Raw genomic sequence first — 18,529 nt, 5'->3', positions numbered from 1 at the left:
CCCAGGGCGTTAACGTTCTTCTCCCACTCGGCATCGCCCAGGGCGTTAACGTTCTTCTCCCACTCGGCATCGCCCAGGGCGTTAACGTTCTTCTCCCACTCGGCATCGCCCAGCACGTTAACGTTTTTCTCCCACTCGGCATCGCCCCGAGGTCGGTAGTGCGTAGAGAGACGCGACGCCATCACCCTGACAGCCAACTGACTGATCTCGATCCCCTGCTCAGGGCTCGGGCGCAGCAATTTGCCGGAACAAACGCCATAGGAAAACAGGGCTGGCCCCTCCCCCGTGACATAGCACTGCATCTGGGCCATGCTCGAGGGCAGTAACAAGACTCCGGACCAGGCCAAAACACGAACCAATTTCATACAACCTCCATGTGCAATAAGTAGCACGGAGATGCTGCAAGTTATTGGTTGCAATGTGTTTTTTATTGAGTGAGCCGAGGAATTAAAGGCGAGAAAGGGATTGAAAGCCAGCAGCCATCCCCCCTGTTATATGCGGCTGACATAGGATAAACCCCGATAAGAAAAAGCCTTAATAACCCAAGTGCTCAGCGATGCCTGTGCCATACCGTCAGATGCCGTGTCAGTGTCGTTGACCAAATGATGTGGGCCCGCTTCGCTTGTGCCAAAGGAGCGGGCTCGGGAAATATGGGATTCAGTGTTTTGGCTCGTCCGGATCAATATTTCGAGCCTGGCGAAAGCGAACCTCCTCCTCAGCCTGCTGCCACTGCACCGAGGCCTGATCGGCAAGCCGTGCAACCAGTAGCAGGGCAATCCCCCACAACAACAGCTTCACACCGATCAGGATCCCAATAACATAGCGTCCAGAGTCCGGCCATTGCCAGAGGATCACCGATGCCAAGACCAGGGTAATGACACCGCTTCCAAGGTTAAGAAGGCGCTGCCGCCCCGGGCGGGCTCGACGGCTGAGCAGCAACAGGCTTAGCCCATCAAGGAGAAAGTAGAATCCTAAGACCAAGGCTGCAATGGCCAGACCGGCACCGGGATGTATCCAGAGATAGCCACCGGCCAACAAGATGAGAAGCGCAAACACCCAGCGAACTGCCGTGCCCGGCTGCCCTCGCAGGTTGAAGGCCAGAGCCAGTTGAAACGCACCGGACAGGGTCAGCACCCCTGCCACCAGCCACTCGAGTGCAAGCCCTGTGATCCAGGGCATGGCGATGGAGAGTGTACCAAGCACAAGCAAAACGGCCCCAAAGACACGGCCATACTTAGCCCCCATTGCCGCCAAGTTGGTTATCATCGCCAGCCTCCTGAAAACTCCTCCTCCAAAGCTAGCGCATCACGGCATCGCCTGCCTGGCACAACGAGGGTTTGTGACAATCCGGTGAGACGAAGGTGATAACGCCTATCGGAGTCAAAGCAACCGATGAGGTCCAAACGACATCAGGCGGGATTGAGCAGGGTTTCCAGCTGACTCTCCACGCTGCCGATCAGGCAGAGCAGATAACCGGCATCTTCATCTTGAAGCAGCAATTGCCAATCACAACCGCCACCGTGAGATCGCGCACTCAATCGAGTATGCCCAGACCGGTCCGGCTCAAAATCCAACTGCCCAAAGGGGGCTGTGTACTCTTGCTGCGATTGAGCAAGTTCAACGAAGAGAAAGCCGCAGGGATCCACAACAAACTGGCTCTGCTCCGGCTCAGATCCCGCTAACTGAAACGACTTGATTTGCACTTCCATGGCACTGTCTCCTTGAAATGGTGGTGACATAAACGTCATAGCGAAAGAAAACATCGACCAGTTTGGTAGATCCCGCCAAACTTGCATGGTGTTTGAGTGATATTTCTCCGGCATCTCACTCATGTTTGCGCCGGATCAAGTTAAAAAACTACCCCTCTGACGCCTGGGCAAAAAGGATACGCACCTGAAACATCCCTTCAGCATTGGTCCGAACGAAGCCCCAGCCACTGCGCTCGCAACAACGTCTGACGATATCCAGTCCGACCCCATATCCGGCGTCACCTTCACCACAGGCATTGCAACAACCAAACTCCCTCTCGTTGAGCCAGAGAAGCAGCTGCCCGTCACCATGATGGGCCGCGTTGTTGATCAGATTGCGAGTCAAGATCCGGGCCAGCACAGGTGAACCCAGGATCCGGCCATTGGGCGGCTCCCGCCACTGCACTCGGCTAAACGCCTGAGCTCGGGCATCCAGCGCTTCCTGAGTCAGAGCCAGCCAATCCAGCGATTCAACGTCCAGATCCAGATCCGGATTCCCCAGCAGTAAGAAAGTCTCCACCAGCGTCTGAGTCTCCCGCTGAGCCTGAGCCAGACGATTCAGCGCCTTGTCGCCCGGCGGGTCCGGCTCAGGCAATCGCTGAAGCAGCTCGATGGAGCCCTGCATCACCATCAAAGGGGTACGCAGTTCGTGAGCGGCAAAGCGGCTAAACTCCTGCTCCCTCATCAACACACTGCGGATCTCCCGCTGAGCCTCCGCCAGGGCCTGCTCCACCGCATGCAGCTCCCGATACTGACTGCCCGGTTGCAGTGGCGGCTGGTCGCTGCGCCAGTGGCGGATCTTGTCCTGCAGGCGCTCCAGCGGCTGGGAAAATACCCGGCTCAACCAGATCGACAAGCCCAGCCCGATCAGGAAAAACAGCGTCAGGACGCTGTACAACACCCGATGCAAACGCTGTTCGTAGGGATCCAGATAGTCGTCCGCATCCCGCCGAAACACCAGATACCATAAGGCCTGGTCCGGACCGACTGCGACGATGAAGTGTTTATCCTCCCTTTCGACCAAGGTTCGATAAAACCCTGGAACATCAAATTCTTGCAGATAGTCCGGCCGCTGATGGAACTCAAATAGCTGAAACTGTGTGGGATCCGGCACCCGAGCCAGCGCGGGATCTTCCCGCCACTCACTGCTAAAACGGGCAAACTCCACATCGAGCCAGTGATTCAGGCTGATCGCCTCCATCCGTCGCTCCACCAGCAACACCAGAGTGCTGTAGGCGAGCGTCAGACCAACAAAAACCCCGACGATCGACCACATCATCCCCCGGCGAACGGAATGCTTAGGGCTGACGTAATCGGTACCCTCGGCCATGTAAAGTCTCCAACAATTTAATCTCAAAAGGCTTATCAATGACGCTGCGCAAGCCGTAAATGTGGCTCTTGAGGGCATCACTGTCCGGCGGTTGCCCCTGCCACAGTCGCTCAATCAGGGTGTCGCGACTGACGGGATCCGGCGCATGACGCATTAACAGGGTGAGGATCTGCAACTGCACCGGGTTGAGCTTCAAGGGCTGTTGTGCCCGGCTCACCTCGCCGCTGGCCAGATCCAGACACAGATCCGCTACCTGCAGGCGGCCGATATCTCGGCGCCGCCCCCGGCTGGCCAGAGCCTCACTCCGGGCCAATAACTCTTCCAGCGCAAAGGGTTTCACCAGATAGTCGTCTGCGCCGAGACCAAACGCCGCCAGCTTATCCTTGAGCTCGCCCCGGGCCGTTAAAAACAACACCGGTGTATCCAGCCGCTCCTGCTGCCGCAGGGCACGACAAAGACTCAGGCCATCCATTCTCGGAAGCATCAGATCCAGGATGATCAGATCGAACGGCTGCTGCTGGATCAGCGTGAGCCCGCCGCGACCTGTATAGGCACAATCCACCGCATGGCCCGCCAGGATCAGAAAATCACTGACGGTCTCGGCGACCGCCGGATCGTCTTCCACCAATAAAATGTTCACAGTTTCGCCTTTTTCACGCTTTTTTCACCCTCGTCCACTTAGCCTCCGGCCGCGTAAAACCATAGGAGTCTTTATGAAGTACCCACTCTCTTCCGCCCTGACACTGAGCCTGCTGCTATCTGGCTGTGGTGGCAGCAATGACGGGACACAATCCGCTCCGGCATTTGTCCAAGGCACCATTCAAACCATTACCGACAACCGGGTGACCGTCAATGGACACCCCTTCGATGCTACCCATGCCGAGATCGGTTACGCCAGCCAGTCCTGGGATCTGTCCCAGCTGGAAACCGGCATGGCCGTGCGCCTCAGCGCCCTGGGCAGCCAGGCTCAGAGCATCCAGCTCAATCCCATCACCGTGGGTGAGATCCGCAACGTCAGTGGTGCCGACTTCCGGATCAATGGCTACCACGTCAGCCACATTGATCACGGCCTGAGCAACGGTGACTGGGCCGCCATCAGCGGCAGCATCATCGCCGACAACAGCCTGCTGGTGCGGGATGTTCACCAACTGCCGGAACACCCCAACTGGGCACAAGTGGAAGGCCGCATCGAACAGCTGGATAGCGTCGCCTTTACCCTGGGCCACCTGAGCGTGGAGTTCAGCAACGCCGCAATTCACAACGGTACCCTGAGCGAAGGGCGCTGGGCCGAAGTGCAGGGTCACTACGAAGGTAACACCCTGATCGCCAGCGAGATCACCCTCTCCTCAGATACCGGTAACGAGATCGGTGCCCGCGAAGGGGAGATCGAAGGCCTGGTCACCTGGGTTAACAGCGCCATTACCCAGTTCGAGCTGGATCACCGCTTCCGCTTTGATGTGGATGAACGTACCGAGTGGGACGATGGTCAACGCAGCGATCTGCAAGCCGGCCGTTGGATCGAAGTGGAGTTTCAGCGCAGAAATGATCGCCTCTACGCCGAAGAGGTGGAGTTTGAGGAGGACTACGACTTTGGCGGTCGGGAGTTTGAAGTAACCGGTGAAGCCCACTGGAATACCTTGGACAACACCATTGCCATCAATGGCATCGCCATTACCACCGACGCCCGTACCGATTGGGACGATGGCCTGCGCCCGGAAAACGTCCACGGTCAGTGGGTCGAGATAGAGGGGGTGAAACGGGATGGCCGCTTCTATGCGTTGGAGATCGAACGAGAAGATCGTTACGAGGACGACGTGGATCTGGAAGGACGCGTGACCGACAACACCCTGTGGGGCTACGCCGCCACTGACGGCAGTCTCAATGGCTACCACGGCCTCTGGGTCGAGGCCGACTGCGATTTCAACGGCTATGAACTGTGGGACTGTGACGTCGACGTCGACTGATCCCGCGCCCGAACCAAGAGCAACCCATGCAACCCAAGCCAGATCGCCCACGTGCAGCGGTCTGGTTTTTTTGTCCTGGTTGGGCCTCGAGATGGCGTGGCTATGCCATCCTGTGGATCAGGCACTCAAGAGATCCTGATATGAACAACCAAGACCGCCTAATCGAAGTTCTGCAAGCCAGCCAGGCCTGGATCCATCATTTTAATTTTGGCGACGTCGATTACTGCGTCAGTCGCTACCAACCAGACGCCGAGTTAATCGTCCAGCCGAAGGGCAGCTTTCATGGCCATCAACAGATAGAGCAGTTTTGGCGCCCACTGATGCAAGGGGGCGCCACGGATCTGGTCTATACCGAGATCTGGTTGAAGGAACTGGACGCCAACACCATAGTCCTGGGCGCCAACTGGTCGATGAACATCGGCCGAGGGGTCATCACTCACGAGCGGTGGCAACGCAGCGAACAGGGGATTTGGCTGCTGGCCCGGGATGAGTTCTCCATACTGGAGCAGGGCGAGCCCTAAAGGGGGCCATGTCGTGATGTTTTGACCTCACCGCCCCAAGAGGCGACAATGCGCGCTTTGCTAAAACAGGCCAGACCATGACCCAAGAGCAACCGAACAACCCGCTGCACGGGGTCAAGCTGCAGGACATGCTGGAACAGCTGGAAACCACCTATGGCTGGGAAACCCTGGGACAACTGATCCCGGTACGCTGCTTTCAGCACGATCCCAGTATCAAATCCAGTCTCAAGTTCCTGCGTCGTACTCCCTGGGCCCGGGAGAAGGTAGAGAAACTCTACCTGATGACCCTGGAGCAGCCCCTGAGCTGGCCCTATCAACCTATTTAACGGATCCTTTCATGGCACTGAAACTCAAGTACAGCTACCAAGGTGAAACCAAGATCATCGGTTACGCCAACGACAAACACCACAGCATGTTTGAGGCCGCCGCCATCGCCGAAGGCCTCGATATCCGCAGCTACCAGATGCTGGAACAGCAAGTTCAGGCCAGTACCCGGGACAAGCAGGCCCACCGTGACTTTCGCGATAATTACTTTCGGGATCTGGGCTTCGATGACGTCCAGGTGATCCGAGACGAAGAGTAGCGCGGCCCCCATACCAGCCATGGGGGGCCAGTGGCCCCCCCTTGGGTTCTCAATGAACCGTCGTATTCGCCTTTCGCCGCTTCCTCGGCTTACGTTTGCGAGCATGGTTCGGTATGGGCTTCAATGCCTCCTTGCGCTTCTTCCGCCGCTTGGGGAGCATCAAAAACAGGACGCCCATCAGAGCCAATAGGAACAGAAGGACAATGGTAACGGTTTGCATGGCATCTCCTCTTGCCGCGGTGCTCACCAGCCAGTGTGACACGCTCCCTTGGCACTAATTGAGATCTTGCTCTAAATTTCAACAGCCTAGAGATCTCGCATCAGATCTTCCAGATCCTCGTCAGCATCGCGCAGCATCGCTTTGAGCCGACCGGCATCCTGCTCATGCAGCGTCAGACACCAAGTCTTCGGGCCACGGCAGACCACCCGGGTTCCTCGCCTGTCATCAACGAACCCTAGCTGTTCCACCGAAGCCAAATAGCGCTCTCCGGACGGCTCCAGATCCACCTCCACCAGGCCGGTGGGATCGATCCAGATCTGTGCCCGTCCATGCTCCGGCTCCAACAAACGAAACTCTCGATTCTGCACAATCATAACGTCCCCCTGACGGACCTCATTCTTTCAAAACGAACTCACACTCAAGTGTGGATCAGGGACTAGCCCACCGCTGGCGAAATGCTCAAAAGTGAAAGAATTTCATGATCGGGATCAATGTCTGCCAGGGCGTTTTTCACCCGCATTTACCGCTATAGATAGGGGCGGATCCCGAAGAACCGGGCAGTTCCAAAAGGTGGAGTGGGCACAGTAAAGATTGACCGTGTAATTGAAGTCCAGCACAAAGGGCACGCCGGTGCCTGAGGGCAGCTCCACATAGAGTTCGCGCCCGCCCCCGTAGGTTGTTACCCCATTGCTGGCATCTTTGAAGAAAAACAGCAGTTCCTGAAAGGGAGGCTGGCCATCCGTGTGATACGCCGCCAGCTGCACCGCCTCGCCCTGCCAGTCAAAATGTACCCAGCCAACACGGTAGAAGCGATTTTTCAGCCCCTGGACCGTTTGAAACATCACCGCCTCGGGGGCTTGAGGCTCAAAACGGGCAGTGATCCGGGCCATGGGGTCGTAATCGAAGAATCGATACCCAGGGAATGCCTCCACCCTGGGGTGCGCCGGATCGCGAACAAATGCCCGCAGGCCATCGCTATAGAGTGCGCCCAAGGTAATAAACAAACCATCATTGAGGGGATATTCCTCCCCCGCCATCAGCAGTCGTTGCTCGCCATATTGCTCCAGAAGCACCCCCTCTCCCCGATGGGCGATACGCAGATCAGCCTGATCAGGCTGGGCGGTCCAGCGGATCATCTCCGCCTCCATACCAGTATCGAGAAAAGCCTGATCCCCCGGCTTAAGGTAGCGTGCATCGCGGATATTCAGGAATGAGGCGCTAGGATCCCGTGCCTTTGCCGTCCGAGCATCGAGCCAATCCTGCCAGGCCGTGCGCCAGGCCGCCTGCTCCGGAGTGACACTCGGCTGGCACGCCGCCAGCACCAGCACCATCACTCCCCATAAGATCCTTCCCATCCTGCATCCTCCCGTGTTCGGCTCTCCTAGCCTACCTTTGCACTTTCGTCATCGGCAACAGGCCGGGATGATTCGCCACGATGTGCCAATTGAGCCATGATCTGGAGACGCTCCTGCTCATTCAGGGTACGCCAGGCGGCGATCTCATCCAGGTGGCGCCAACAACCCACACAATGCTGTTGCGGATCCAACTTACACAGGCCAACGCAGGGACTCGACACACTCATATCCTGACTCCTTCTGATCGGGGGGCTCCACCATAGCGCTCCCACAGATCATTGTCAGCCTAATGCCGCCGCTGAGAAAAGGCTGGCATCCGTCAACCGACTCTGCTTTGCTAAACCCTAAGCATTAAGCAAGGAGCCACTCTATGTCATCGCGTCTGTCCAGCTTGCTTGCCCTGCTCCTTGTCCTGCTGCCCGCATGCAGCAGTCAGAGGGGCCAGGTGGATTACAATGATGCCTTTGATTTCAGCACCATAAATCGTTATCAACTCGCCAGCCCCCAAGAGCAGCAGGATCCCCTGATGGCCCAGCGGATGGCCACGGCGATCCAGGCCAACCTGTCGGCCCGTGGCTGGCAGGAGGGAATGGAAACCGATCCCAGTGCCGTCACCATCCACTATCGCAGCCATACCGCCGTGCAGACCAAAGACAGTGGCCTAAGCATAGGGGTCGGCGGCGGACGAGCCGGCAGCCGGGGCAGCATCAGCGGTGGGGTGAGCTTTCCGGTAGGGGAGCGAGAAGAGCAGGTGCTGCGTCTGCAGATCGACATGGTGCAGCAGGGGGCCCTGATCTGGCGAGGCAATGATGAGATCCCCCTGCCTGAGCGGGAAAATCCGGAAAAGCGACAACAGAGGATCACTTCCGCCGTTGTTGCACTGCTGGCGCAGTTTCCGCCGGCCCCCTAATTTCCCCTCCGCACAGTGATCGGGAGTCGCTTGCCCTTTCCACAGCGAATGAAAAAACGGCCCCTGGGGGCCGTCGTGTTTTGGCTTCGCTCACAGCGGAGGGCTTAGAGCGCCCATAGCTGGCTCAGTTGACCAACCAGATCGGCCCCACCCTGCTGCTCCAGATAACCGAGGATCACCGGCGCAAACTGGGCGATGCTGGCCGCATTCAGGCCAAAGCTGTCAAAGGCGCCCAGTACATTGGCCATGGACAGGCCACCCTCGCCTTCACCGAGCAGGCCGCCAAGGGCTCCAAGGGTCCCCGCATCAAACTGGCCCAGATCCACCGCACCGGCCAGCCCACTGGCCTCGGGCAACAGCTGGGTCAGTTGACCCCACTCCTCGCCCCCCAGAGAGGACTGCGCCAGCGCCAGCAGGGCACCTGACCCGCCACTGGCCTGGTCCTCGGTCACCCCAAGCTGAGACACCAGACTCTCCACCAGGCCACCTGAGTTTGCTGCATCCGGCGCCACCACGCTTTCGGTCGGCTCCTTGCTGCCAAAGAGATCTGACAGCCAGCCCGCCTGGACCGGGGCACACAGGAGGGCACTCAACAACACAGCAGAGCCAATCATCTTGTTCATTTCATTTCCCTTATACACATCAAAACTCATTGAAGTGTAGACAGAAATTCAGTTACCGCCGGATCAGCGCACCTCCACCACACCGCGATAGCCAACAAAACGGCATTCTTCATTCAGCTCTCCTTAAAATGGCCAAGTAACTCAATGAAGTGTAGATCCCATTAGGCAACTTAGCGGGCCATGAACGCCTCTATCAAAAAACGCAGCTTACGCCCTTTCCTATACCAAAAGCGCTCGCGTTTCGGCGGCGCGGCGCGAACGGCCGACAAGCGCTTGGCCTGTACTTCCGGTGTAGTGAATTGATGGGTTTCCCAGTCGTAATAGCTTGGGTAGTGCACCAAAGTACCAAAGATCAACTCTTCCAGACTCAACTGCCGGGTTCGACGCTGTGCTATTACTTCCGATGGGGCTTCATCTTGAGTCAGGCCCCAGCCCGCATAGAAAGGCCAGCCATAGGTCACCACCCTCTTACCCTGCAGCAAGGCTTCAAACCCAGAGAGGGAGCTAATGGTATGCAACTCGTCAGTCTGGGCAATACAGTCATGGATATCCACATCGCGCAGCTCAAGATCAGCACAGCGGGCCAGGACTTCGTCACTCACCCCACCGATGCGATTACCACTGGTAACATCCGGGTGAGGCTTATACACCACGTAAGCATAGGGATTTAACTGCCGCACCCGCTCAAGCAACCCCGCATTGGTTTTTATCTCAACGCCACCGAAAGCGATAGAGGCATCATCCTCCACCTGACCGGCAATCAGCACCACCCGGCTTCTGCCGGACTGGCGGGCCTGTGCCTGAAGATCCACCTGAGCGCGCTCCCCCACGTTGTACTTGCTCACCTTCCCTGCCAACAAGGTTTGCTGCAGAGCTACGGCACGCAGGCGCTCAGCATCGGTAAACAGATGGGTTTGCAGATAGGACTCCAGATCCGACGGCCCGGTGCCATCGAAGTAGATCCCTTGGGCATCCAACACCAAAGAGCCGGAGCGACGCAGATCCGAGCCTAAGCCCACCGAGCGGATAAAGCCGTCTTCCATACGCCAAACCGGCACGTCCTTAGTCGCCAACTCAGCCTGCAAGGTCAAAAACTTCTTGCCCCAGAGCACCACCGCGTCGTCTGGCGTCGCCATGCACTTGATGCTTTCCGACGAGACAAACTGCACTGTCTGGCCAAAAGGCGCCAAGAAGCAACGAACGAAGGCCCGTTTCCACAGCGAGAAGCCCACGGCATAGATAGTCCGAGCCTGTGTCCTGTCTTTGCCCTGCTGAAGGTGAATAAAATGCTCGAGCACCGCCTCCAGCTCGCCCCGCTCCAGCGTAGCGGGATCCAGGTAACGGCAGTAGTCGAAATAGGTGTGGTAGAACAGCTGCAGCAAGGTCAGCGCTTGAGTGCGCCGAGGAACGACATATTCCATCTGAGCGCTGCGATCATCCGTCAATCCCCACCCCGCATAGAAGGGCACACCGAAACAGCTGACCTGTTTGCCCATCAGTAAGGCTTCAAAGCCCAGCTGAGAGGTCACCACATACAGATGGTCGAACGCCTCCACCAACGCCAAGGGATTCACATCGTCGCTGATCACCCTCACCCGAGACTGATCCAACCCCGTCAGGTAACCTTGCTTCAATCCCTTAAGCACATCGGGATGGGTCTTAACGAAGATCTGCGAGTCGGGATACTCTTCCAGCGCACAGGCGAGCATCCGCTCGAACGACTCCGGCCCGGCCAGTCCGCACTCCACCGACATATCACCAATGGTCTGATCCACCAACAACACCTTGGGCCCTGCCACCGAATCAAGCCGCTGACTCAACGCCTCGGACAGCTCGGCGGAGGTATGGTGGTTATACTTACTTAAACGATAGTTCTGGATCTGTGCCAGCGCCTGCTGCGCCCGCACCTGCTGCGACTCGCTCAGTCCCGGAGAGTCGTTAAGCAAGGACTCCAGATCACTGGAGGAACGTGCATCGTAATAGATCCCCTGGGTATCCACGATCAGCGAGTAACGCATCGTCCCATCACCCGGGTGGCCGGCGTAGCAAAGGAAGCCGTCTTCGAGCTGCCAAAAAGGTAGGCCTTGGGCCGTGAACCATGCTCGAGAACGCTGGGTGTTGGGCTTACGCCCCCACCCAACGGCGGCTTCCACACCAGCAGGAGGAGTGCGCCGACGCCCGATGATCTGACGTATCGGCTTATCAGAGAAAAAGCGATGAATGTCGTTGGATCTTGCGATACCAAAAGAGCCAGTAAGCAGCATTAAGAGCACTCAAATAAAAACGCGCATCACTAAACAGCAACGCGCGATTAAGAAACCAAACTGATGTTATCAATTCGAAAGACTACCGTGCAGCAAAGAGTTGGCGCACCGCTTCAAGATCCGATTGCGTATCGACGCCAGGGGCAGGAGAGTCCGCAACCACACTGACGTGGATCTTCATCCCCGCATGCAAGGCACGAAGCTGCTCAAGGCATTCCAGTTGCTCAATGGCAACAGGCGCCATCGCAGCCAAACGCTTAAGTGCCGCAACACGGTAGCCATACAAACCGATATGGCGCAAGGGTGACAATACATCGAACCCCTGCTCCAATCGGCCATCTCGGTCGAATGGAATGGGCGCACGGGAGAAGTAGAGCGCCAGCCCATCGGCAGCACATACCACCTTCACAGCATTAGGATCACGGTACTGGTTAAGATCCGCCACCGGGGTCGCCAAGGTAGAGATATCCGCAGCACTCACGTTGATCAGATCAGACGCAGCTTGCTCAATGCAGGCAGCCTCGATCAACGGCTCATCACCTTGCACATTCACTACGATAGCATCGTCTGCCCAGCGCAATTCGGTCGCCACCTCGGCCAGTCGATCAGTGCCCGAGTCATGATCGTCACGGGTCATGAGCGCCTGTCCGCCGAAAGCGGAAACGGCCGCAAAGACCTCATCATGATCGGTCGCAACCCAAACACGCTCAGGGGCAATCCCTGTCTCCAACACCCGCTCCCAGGTGTGCTGGATCATCGGCTTACCACAGATATCCAGTAAAGGCTTACCAGGCAGACGGCTGGAACCAAACCGTGCGGGGATCACCACGTAGTATTCAGCATTGCATTCAGCATTCATCGGTTTATTGCTCCACCAATTCATCAACCAAGTCAGCAGCTTTCACGCCATTGTGAGCAAACAGCCGTTCGATGGCCTCCCGAACAGCACCCTCACCGCCACGTCGCTGTGTCACCCAGTCAGCTTCAGCTTTAACATCTTCAACCGCGTTGGCCGGGGCAATCGAAATCGCGGCTCGGCGCATCGGTGGCAGATCGATCAGGTCATCGCCCATAAAGGCCATCTGACTGGCTTCTATCCCCTCCTTGACCATCACCTCAAGCAATGGTGGAAGCTTATTCTTCTCGCCCAGGATCATGTGGTGCACCCCAAGATCCGTCAGGCGGCGTCGAGTCGATTCAGTACTGCGGCCGGAGATCGCAACCAGGATCACGCCGCTCTTTTTCAGCAAAGAGAGTCCCATACCATCCTGAGCATGAAAGACCTTGAGGCCATCATTCTCACCGTCACGGCCGTAATACAGACGACCATCGGTCAACACACCGTCGATATCGAACGCAAAAAGGGCGATCTTATCGCCCTTAACTTCATTGCACAGCATCAAGCCAGCTCATCCTCAAGATAAGGACGCGCCTTAACAACACGGTCAATCTCAAGCAGGGTCTCGAGCATGGCTTCCATCTTGTCCAGGTGGATCATATTCGGGCCGTCACACAGAGCAATTTCCGGATTGGGGTGAGTCTCCATAAATAGGCCGTCGATCCCCGCCGCCACCGCTGCGCGAGCAAGCACAGGCACAAACTCACGTTGACCACCGGAAGAGGTACCCATGCCGCCCGGCTGTTGCACCGAATGGGTGGCATCGAAAACCACCTTGTGACCAGTCTTACGCATGGTAGACAGGCCACGCATATCGGTGATCAGGGTGTTGTAACCGAAGGAGGTACCGCGGTCACACAACCAGATATCGTCATTACCCACATCGCGGCATTTTTTAGCAACCTGGGCCATATCCCAAGGGGCCTGAAACTGACCCTTCTTGATATTAACCGGCTTGCCGCAACGAGCCACGCGCTGGATAAAATTGGTCTGGCGTGCCAGGAAGGCCGGCGTTTGCAGCACATCCACCACCTCGGCAACACGCTCCACCGGCGTATCTTCATGTACATCGGTCAACACACGCAGACCGTAGGTATCTTTTACCCGCTGCATGATCTCCAGGCCTTTTTCCAAACCCGGCCCGCGGAAACTGTCCGCAGAGCTACGGTTTGCTTTATCAAAGCTGGACTTGAAGATATATTCCACACCCAGCTTATCGGTCAATTCTTTCATATAGCCGGCCACATCCATGACCAGCCCTTCAGATTCCATGGCACAAGGGCCAGCGATTAAAAACATACAGAGCTCTTTTAACAGTTATTCAATTACAGCAAGTTCAGCTTCTTGCACACCAACTGACCTATTCTCAAATAAGGCAAGTAAAGTATTAAGTTTTTCTTTGCTCGGGCTAGATGTCACATGCTTCGTTGATGAATGGCGACAAAGAAGGAAGAAGATATTTTTCTTTGATACGATCTTACTTATTTCCTCCAGATCGTAACAGTCAGCAGCATAAGAACCACATTCAAAATAAATCGGTGAAGAATAAAGGCTTTCTGAAATACATTCAGCCACCGAAACAAACTCCTTTCCACAACCTCCGATCGTTGTATACCAGGAGCTATCATTATGAAATTTAGATGCTTCTAGTGATGTCTGCGGATTAATAGCGACAATGCCCCCAACATTCATCATTGAGCCGATTCTTATTGCTGCATATCCCCCCATCGACCCACCAACAAGGAAAACATTGGACATAGAAATCGAGAGTTCAGAAACCTTTTTTCTAATAATATCAGCATACTTATCTAACTTGGGTTTTTGAGGTGTTCCGCAATACCATTGGTTTTCGGTATCATTCAAAAACAAAAAAGCTGTACTGGCATCCCAAACTTCCGTTTCGTCCCAATACCAAGAATAACGATTGTAAGTTTTTCTAGGTGCATTGCCTGAGAACAATACAACTAACCTCATGCATGACGAGCTTGGATAAAATAGATAATCAATCCCTTCATGGCTATGCTCATAATGCTTAATAACATAATCTCTATCAAAAGGCATCAGACCGGTTTTCATTTTAAAAACCAGCTTGCAAATAGGCTCTCTAAGAGGAATCAAGGACACAATCTGTTCTGGCAATCCTTTTACGTTTGATATTTCCCAGTATCTAAAAACCTTAAGCCACTGCTCATATGAATCCCAGTCCCTTCCGATATCAGAGCTGCTTTCATCGTAAACGAACTTGATAATTTGTGATGTATTAAGAGACATTTATGGCACTCAAAATGAAGTTCGTTACAGTAAGACAAATGTTCATCAAAGCCTCAGATATGTGATTATACAAATCGTTACTTGTCAATTTCTCAAGAAAAATAACAGCCAAGAACTCTACCGGTGCAGTATGGGCAAATAATACACTTCAAAGTCAACGCCATGTATTAATGCCATCCTTTTAAAATATGAATAAACTCTTCCATTCAACGTATAGTACTTTTTCTTATTGAATAGGATTATAAACCTATAGGTCAACTCAATAAACTCCGCACTATTCAAACCATAAACAAGGCTTTGCTCACAAGCATCTGAATCATATTTATCAATATGTCTAGAGCAGAAGTTAGAGTGACCCAGCTCATCTAATGAACCACTCTTTTCCTTGATATAAAGTTCCAGCTCTCGCTCTAGTTTAAGCGGTATTTTTAATCGGAACATATGGAATAAGCAAAGAATTTCTTGACATATTGTATAGATTGACACCTCGCTTTGAAAGTTCTACAAATGCATTTCTTATGTTGTGTATTTGAACGCCTGTAAAGTTATCAATCGGTGCTACTGTTGACTCCTTGTAAAAACGAGGCGTGGCTCCGCTGTAATCAAGGTCGACGCCATATAGCAAAATCTCCCTGACACCAAGGTAATATGACAGTTGCAATGCAAGCAAGGTTGTTGTACAACCAAAAAAATACCCTTTACTCAAATCAAAACTAAAGCCATCTCGCCCTAAGGAACGAATATAATAAGTTGAATCAATTAATTGAGGGCAATCTTGGTATTTTAGCTCCTCACGAAAAACTCTTTTAGTTTTGGATCCCAACCCCTTGGTCAGCTCGAATTTATCCTTATCAGCCAAAAATCGACTATCACTAACTACATAATAGTCCAGGTGAAAGTCTTTCTGTTTCGCCAGCAAAGGAGTACCATTCATACCGATAACAACATGCTCATCGGATAAAAAAGAGAAATCAGTGTCAACAACTGATGGGCCGTTAGCTATAACAATAGCGACTTTCCCTGACTCTTTATTTATTAAGCTCTTAATTTTCATAAAGCCTCACAAACCTTTTTACCAACATGCCAGGCATCAAGTTATTTTTATAATAAGAAAGAGACTCAGAACGTACATGTTGTAAATGCTCTTCATCATAAACCAAATCATTGATCACCTTCTTAATTGAGCCTTTATTAGCTTTTACAAAAGGAGGAAGTGTGCTCACACCAGCTGCCAACATCAGCATTGCATCAGAAAAATAATCGCTATTATTAATAACTGCATTCCCGGCAGCTAAGCCTTCTAGACTAACTTGGTGATAGGAACCTGTAGTGATCTCATCAATTGTGATTATACATTTTTTACGCAACTCAAACAGAAGCTTTGGATGCATGATGGGGGGCGTCAAAATACTTACACTGTTGATGCCTTTTATCGAATCAACAGCCTGCTCTAGTTCAACACAATTCTTATCATTCCAGCGTCCACCGGTTCGAGTATGTGCAGGTGCAAACAGTACTTGCTTTGACGAGTTGCAGTCTACTGAATCGGTAGGTGCGTAAGGAACCAAATTCATAACAGGATGATATTCTTTATACATCCTTGGCTGATACTGAGCAACTGCCAGTTTTTTATCAAAATCAAGACCCATATGTTTTGCCATATCCACAAAAAGTGGCCCTTCCCGTAACGGGGAGTGGACGTGATAAATGAGCTCGCCTGAAAAGTTTTCAGCAACAAGATCAATTATACTGGGCGATATCTCATTATGAACATGACAAATGTCAGCATCATTGAGCATCTCTCGCATAACGTCTAGATCATGATCAGTAGAAAGCAAAATGCTATCTGATAACATCTTGTTTGCTAATTTCCCGGGATAGTCATGCTCAACAAAGTGCATAGACTCTACACCTTCACACATAGAAAGTGCACTACTAATTCTCCCTGGAGAGTTAGCTAAAGGGGTTTTACTCAAGTGTACAATCTTCACTTCTCCACCTTTATTCTTATGCTGTCAGATGTAGCATGGCGGATTATTTCATATGCTGACTTTGAGTTAATGGCAAATTGCAATTTTTGAGATACACTCTCTCGAGCAAGAATAAAGTCAACCTTCTTAGACATGGCAAGTTCAAAACTTGCAAAGTTCTCATAGTCGGCTGGATTTACATCACTTTTCAATTTAACGTACATATCGAAACAACCCTCATTCATACTATCTATATTCTCGAGATAGCCAATGGAGCCATACACTGGTACTAAGTAATCATACACTTTCTCACTGAAATTCTTTGAAATCGCAATAAGTGAAGCAACTAGCTGTGCAGTGTTCCCAAATTCATATTGTAATCTTTCAAATACTTTTAGGCTTTTTATAGACTTGTGCCTTATGATCGCATCAAAGCCATTAGTATAATGGTCAACATCTCTCTTTGACTCGAAACTCTCAGTAAAGATTCCAATAACCATTATATGAGGAGAGGCAGACCGTACAAATTGTGATATATTATTCCCTGGGTTAACAATGACAACGCAGCGATATTTGCCAAGCGATGATTGTCGCATGTTATTGCTCTGGTATGATGCCAAAAAATTAATTGGCTTAACTAAAGCCTCACGTGGCACCGAAACTACTTTTAAGTTTCTTTCCCTAAAACTAATATAGTCGTTCTTAACCAGATCGGAAACAATTCGTTCGTTTTCAATCCTAGCTGTCGTCCGCTCGCAGAGAAAAAGCATACCATAGCTTTTGTATGGTTCTGCTCCATTTAAATTTATTGCAACAACACCACTGTCGTAAGAGAGCTCACCCCCACTGTAGGAGACTAAATTGCTCTTCTTAGGTGACTTTTCTTCCTTGTTTATAATTGACGCCAATTCTTTCTCCCGATTCTTTCGGAAATCGAGAAAAAATCGCTTAGGATCTCTTTTTAGCTTTCTAACTTTGGCTTTCATGCAATTGTCTATATAAAGAATGGTACTTGCGAGCTACCTGACTCCATGTAATGGGAGTCCTAGAGAAGGTAGGCCTACCCCCACCATTCACAATGTTAATTATTCTTCTTAAGTTCTCGACATCATTTTTAATGTCAAAAGTTATATAATATCCCGAAGCACCATCAATCATATAATCAGGTACCATCCCACACCTTGTTGATAATAGGAATGTACTTGAACAAATAGCTTCTGGTACAGATGCCGGCCCAGCTTCATAAGGAGAACCAATATAAAGAACATCTATGTTTTGATACGCCTCAACAATATCGCGATACGTTTCTACACTAACAATTACATTATTTTTGGCCTTCTTTACCTTTGAGTGCTCCCAGTTGCTTCCAACATAGTAGAACAACAACTCTTGTTTTCTGAAATGCTTTGAAAGCTCAAATAGATAAAGCTCTCCTTTGCGATTATCGTTATAATGTCTAGCAACAACACCAACTCTAACCTGATTGCAACTTGTCTTATTTTCGCTCCAATTAAACTTGTCATTAACACCATGAGGTATAAGCTCATTTCTCAGATTTAGCTTCGTGAGTAGCGCTTTCTGCTGGCTATTTATACATGCAACTACCGAGAAGTCACGAAGTCGCCTGATTAGATCAGAAAATTCTATTCCCTGCCTCAAGTCAAATGGATCAAAATGCATAGTGCAAAGACTTTTACCTGGCACAAAGTTACATTTATTGGGCCGGTGAAAATGATACACGTCAGCCCCCTCAATAGGATCTACAGACTTGACAAAGCAGATGTCATCAGTTGCTTCATCTTCAATATATTTAATAAAACTATCAAATATTGATGATTGACTTTCCGATGACATTACATGGTTAACTAACAC

The 18,529-nt window shown here is 52.2% G+C and carries 23 protein-coding genes; 5 read left to right on the top strand and 18 right to left on the bottom strand.

What is annotated here, in order from left to right:
• From AC2D8U_RS12400 to AC2D8U_RS12380, 5 genes are all read right to left on the bottom strand, one after another.
• On the bottom strand, positions 1-365 hold a 365-nt coding region (locus AC2D8U_RS12400; protein ID WP_484619380.1), incomplete at its 3' end, for a hypothetical protein.
• Positions 366-657: 292 nt separating this feature from the next.
• The gene (locus AC2D8U_RS12395; protein WP_484619379.1) at positions 658-1,266 is read right to left on the bottom strand and encodes an HdeD family acid-resistance protein; all 609 of its coding nucleotides are present in this window, start codon (positions 1,264-1,266) and stop codon (positions 658-660) included.
• Between the two features lie 143 nt (positions 1,267-1,409).
• Positions 1,410-1,709: a hypothetical protein gene (locus AC2D8U_RS12390; RefSeq protein ID WP_484619378.1), complete on the bottom strand. Its 300-nt coding sequence runs from the start codon at positions 1,707-1,709 to the stop codon at positions 1,410-1,412.
• 148 nt (positions 1,710-1,857) lie between these two features.
• Positions 1,858-3,078 carry a sensor histidine kinase gene (locus AC2D8U_RS12385; RefSeq protein ID WP_484619377.1) on the bottom strand — a complete coding sequence of 407 codons (1,221 nt, stop codon included), beginning with the start codon at positions 3,076-3,078 and terminating at the stop codon, positions 1,858-1,860.
• Positions 3,047-3,718 (bottom strand): response regulator transcription factor, encoded by a 672-nt coding sequence (locus tag AC2D8U_RS12380; protein WP_484619376.1) that lies wholly within the window; start codon positions 3,716-3,718, stop codon positions 3,047-3,049. The genes AC2D8U_RS12385 and AC2D8U_RS12380 overlap by 32 nt, the downstream gene beginning before the upstream one ends.
• Before the next feature lie 73 nt (positions 3,719-3,791).
• Here AC2D8U_RS12380 and AC2D8U_RS12375 point away from each other — a divergent pair, with 73 nt between their 5' ends.
• The 4 genes from AC2D8U_RS12375 to AC2D8U_RS12360 all read left to right on the top strand — a co-directional run bounded on the left by AC2D8U_RS12375 (position 3,792) and on the right by AC2D8U_RS12360 (position 6,146).
• Entirely contained in the window at positions 3,792-5,042 is a 1,251-nt protein-coding gene (locus AC2D8U_RS12375; protein WP_484619375.1) for a DUF5666 domain-containing protein, read from the top strand.
• 140 nt (positions 5,043-5,182) lie between these two features.
• The gene (locus tag AC2D8U_RS12370) at positions 5,183-5,563 is read left to right on the top strand and encodes a YybH family protein (protein WP_484619374.1); all 381 of its coding nucleotides are present in this window, start codon (positions 5,183-5,185) and stop codon (positions 5,561-5,563) included.
• 77 nt (positions 5,564-5,640) lie between these two features.
• The gene (locus tag AC2D8U_RS12365; protein ID WP_484619373.1) at positions 5,641-5,889 is read left to right on the top strand and encodes a VF530 family protein; all 249 of its coding nucleotides are present in this window, start codon (positions 5,641-5,643) and stop codon (positions 5,887-5,889) included.
• Between the two features lie 11 nt (positions 5,890-5,900).
• Positions 5,901-6,146 (top strand): DUF2960 domain-containing protein, encoded by a 246-nt coding sequence (locus AC2D8U_RS12360; RefSeq protein WP_484619372.1) that lies wholly within the window; start codon positions 5,901-5,903, stop codon positions 6,144-6,146.
• 306 nt (positions 6,147-6,452) lie between these two features.
• On the opposite strand, the gene AC2D8U_RS12355 is transcribed toward AC2D8U_RS12360, so the two are convergent.
• The 3 genes from AC2D8U_RS12355 to AC2D8U_RS12345 all read right to left on the bottom strand — a co-directional run bounded on the left by AC2D8U_RS12355 (position 6,453) and on the right by AC2D8U_RS12345 (position 7,948).
• Entirely contained in the window at positions 6,453-6,740 is a 288-nt protein-coding gene (locus AC2D8U_RS12355; protein WP_484619371.1) for a hypothetical protein, read from the bottom strand.
• 114 nt (positions 6,741-6,854) lie between these two features.
• On the bottom strand, positions 6,855-7,721 hold the full coding sequence (locus AC2D8U_RS12350) for a DUF1684 domain-containing protein (RefSeq protein ID WP_484619370.1): 867 nt from the start codon (positions 7,719-7,721) through the stop codon (positions 6,855-6,857).
• A gap of 26 nt (positions 7,722-7,747) precedes the next feature.
• Positions 7,748-7,948: a DUF1289 domain-containing protein gene (locus AC2D8U_RS12345; protein WP_484619369.1), complete on the bottom strand. Its 201-nt coding sequence runs from the start codon at positions 7,946-7,948 to the stop codon at positions 7,748-7,750.
• Positions 7,949-8,091: 143 nt separating this feature from the next.
• Between AC2D8U_RS12345 and AC2D8U_RS12340 the strand changes: the two genes are divergently transcribed.
• Positions 8,092-8,631 (top strand): DUF4136 domain-containing protein, encoded by a 540-nt coding sequence (locus AC2D8U_RS12340; protein ID WP_484619368.1) that lies wholly within the window; start codon positions 8,092-8,094, stop codon positions 8,629-8,631.
• Positions 8,632-8,735: 104 nt separating this feature from the next.
• On the opposite strand, the gene AC2D8U_RS12335 is transcribed toward AC2D8U_RS12340, so the two are convergent.
• The 10 genes from AC2D8U_RS12335 to AC2D8U_RS12290 form a co-directional block, all read right to left on the bottom strand.
• On the bottom strand, positions 8,736-9,254 hold the full coding sequence (locus AC2D8U_RS12335; RefSeq protein WP_484619367.1) for a DUF2780 domain-containing protein: 519 nt from the start codon (positions 9,252-9,254) through the stop codon (positions 8,736-8,738).
• Positions 9,255-9,424: 170 nt separating this feature from the next.
• Positions 9,425-11,518: a capsular polysaccharide biosynthesis protein gene (locus tag AC2D8U_RS12330; protein ID WP_484619366.1), complete on the bottom strand. Its 2,094-nt coding sequence runs from the start codon at positions 11,516-11,518 to the stop codon at positions 9,425-9,427.
• A gap of 82 nt (positions 11,519-11,600) precedes the next feature.
• Positions 11,601-12,377 (bottom strand): 3-deoxy-manno-octulosonate cytidylyltransferase, encoded by a 777-nt coding sequence (gene kdsB / locus AC2D8U_RS12325; RefSeq protein WP_484619365.1) that lies wholly within the window; start codon positions 12,375-12,377, stop codon positions 11,601-11,603.
• Positions 12,378-12,381: 4 nt separating this feature from the next.
• Positions 12,382-12,918: a KdsC family phosphatase gene (locus AC2D8U_RS12320; RefSeq protein ID WP_484619364.1), complete on the bottom strand. Its 537-nt coding sequence runs from the start codon at positions 12,916-12,918 to the stop codon at positions 12,382-12,384.
• Positions 12,918-13,715: a 3-deoxy-8-phosphooctulonate synthase gene (kdsA, locus tag AC2D8U_RS12315; RefSeq protein WP_484619363.1), complete on the bottom strand. Its 798-nt coding sequence runs from the start codon at positions 13,713-13,715 to the stop codon at positions 12,918-12,920. The genes AC2D8U_RS12320 and kdsA overlap by 1 nt, the downstream gene beginning before the upstream one ends.
• Positions 13,716-13,733: 18 nt before the next feature.
• Positions 13,734-14,687 (bottom strand): hypothetical protein, encoded by a 954-nt coding sequence (locus AC2D8U_RS12310; RefSeq protein WP_484619362.1) that lies wholly within the window; start codon positions 14,685-14,687, stop codon positions 13,734-13,736.
• Positions 14,688-15,102: 415 nt separating this feature from the next.
• Complete coding sequence (locus AC2D8U_RS12305; protein WP_484619361.1) at positions 15,103-15,741, bottom strand: motility associated factor glycosyltransferase family protein; 639 nt, start codon at positions 15,739-15,741, stop codon at positions 15,103-15,105.
• Positions 15,731-16,678 carry a hypothetical protein gene (locus AC2D8U_RS12300; RefSeq protein WP_484619360.1) on the bottom strand — a complete coding sequence of 316 codons (948 nt, stop codon included), beginning with the start codon at positions 16,676-16,678 and terminating at the stop codon, positions 15,731-15,733. The genes AC2D8U_RS12305 and AC2D8U_RS12300 overlap by 11 nt, the downstream gene beginning before the upstream one ends.
• On the bottom strand, positions 16,675-17,643 hold the full coding sequence (locus AC2D8U_RS12295) for a hypothetical protein (RefSeq protein WP_484619359.1): 969 nt from the start codon (positions 17,641-17,643) through the stop codon (positions 16,675-16,677). The genes AC2D8U_RS12300 and AC2D8U_RS12295 overlap by 4 nt, the downstream gene beginning before the upstream one ends.
• Positions 17,627-18,529, bottom strand: a complete 903-nt coding sequence (locus tag AC2D8U_RS12290) for a glycosyltransferase (protein WP_484619358.1) — start codon at positions 18,527-18,529, stop codon at positions 17,627-17,629. The genes AC2D8U_RS12295 and AC2D8U_RS12290 overlap by 17 nt, the downstream gene beginning before the upstream one ends.

It is taken from the genome of Ferrimonas sp. YIN67, assembly GCF_057219095.1.
The sequence above is the reverse complement of the archived record's forward strand: the minus strand, read 5'-3'. Positions and strand labels throughout refer to the sequence as shown.

Bases quoted from the DNA above. Each gene is read 5' to 3' on its own strand.
- AC2D8U_RS12395 (WP_484619379.1), bottom strand. From the start codon at position 1,266: ATGATAACCAACTTGGCGGCAATGGGGGCTAAGTATGGCCGTGTCTTT.
- AC2D8U_RS12390 (WP_484619378.1), bottom strand. From the start codon at position 1,709: ATGGAAGTGCAAATCAAGTCGTTTCAGTTAGCGGGATCTGAGCCGGAG.
- AC2D8U_RS12385 (WP_484619377.1), bottom strand. From the start codon at position 3,078: ATGGCCGAGGGTACCGATTACGTCAGCCCTAAGCATTCCGTTCGCCGG.
- AC2D8U_RS12375 (WP_484619375.1), top strand. From the start codon at position 3,792: ATGAAGTACCCACTCTCTTCCGCCCTGACACTGAGCCTGCTGCTATCT.
- AC2D8U_RS12370 (WP_484619374.1), top strand. From the start codon at position 5,183: ATGAACAACCAAGACCGCCTAATCGAAGTTCTGCAAGCCAGCCAGGCC.
- AC2D8U_RS12365 (WP_484619373.1), top strand. From the start codon at position 5,641: ATGACCCAAGAGCAACCGAACAACCCGCTGCACGGGGTCAAGCTGCAG.
- AC2D8U_RS12360 (WP_484619372.1), top strand. From the start codon at position 5,901: ATGGCACTGAAACTCAAGTACAGCTACCAAGGTGAAACCAAGATCATC.
- AC2D8U_RS12355 (WP_484619371.1), bottom strand. From the start codon at position 6,740: ATGATTGTGCAGAATCGAGAGTTTCGTTTGTTGGAGCCGGAGCATGGA.
- AC2D8U_RS12350 (WP_484619370.1), bottom strand. From the start codon at position 7,721: ATGGGAAGGATCTTATGGGGAGTGATGGTGCTGGTGCTGGCGGCGTGC.
- AC2D8U_RS12345 (WP_484619369.1), bottom strand. From the start codon at position 7,948: ATGAGTGTGTCGAGTCCCTGCGTTGGCCTGTGTAAGTTGGATCCGCAA.
- AC2D8U_RS12340 (WP_484619368.1), top strand. From the start codon at position 8,092: ATGTCATCGCGTCTGTCCAGCTTGCTTGCCCTGCTCCTTGTCCTGCTG.
- AC2D8U_RS12335 (WP_484619367.1), bottom strand. From the start codon at position 9,254: ATGAACAAGATGATTGGCTCTGCTGTGTTGTTGAGTGCCCTCCTGTGT.
- AC2D8U_RS12330 (WP_484619366.1), bottom strand. From the start codon at position 11,518: ATGCTGCTTACTGGCTCTTTTGGTATCGCAAGATCCAACGACATTCAT.
- kdsB (WP_484619365.1), bottom strand. From the start codon at position 12,377: ATGAATGCTGAATGCAATGCTGAATACTACGTGGTGATCCCCGCACGG.
- AC2D8U_RS12320 (WP_484619364.1), bottom strand. From the start codon at position 12,918: ATGCTGTGCAATGAAGTTAAGGGCGATAAGATCGCCCTTTTTGCGTTC.
- kdsA (WP_484619363.1), bottom strand. From the start codon at position 13,715: ATGTTTTTAATCGCTGGCCCTTGTGCCATGGAATCTGAAGGGCTGGTC.
- AC2D8U_RS12310 (WP_484619362.1), bottom strand. From the start codon at position 14,687: ATGTCTCTTAATACATCACAAATTATCAAGTTCGTTTACGATGAAAGC.
- AC2D8U_RS12305 (WP_484619361.1), bottom strand. From the start codon at position 15,741: ATGAAAATTAAGAGCTTAATAAATAAAGAGTCAGGGAAAGTCGCTATT.
- AC2D8U_RS12295 (WP_484619359.1), bottom strand. From the start codon at position 17,643: ATGAAAGCCAAAGTTAGAAAGCTAAAAAGAGATCCTAAGCGATTTTTT.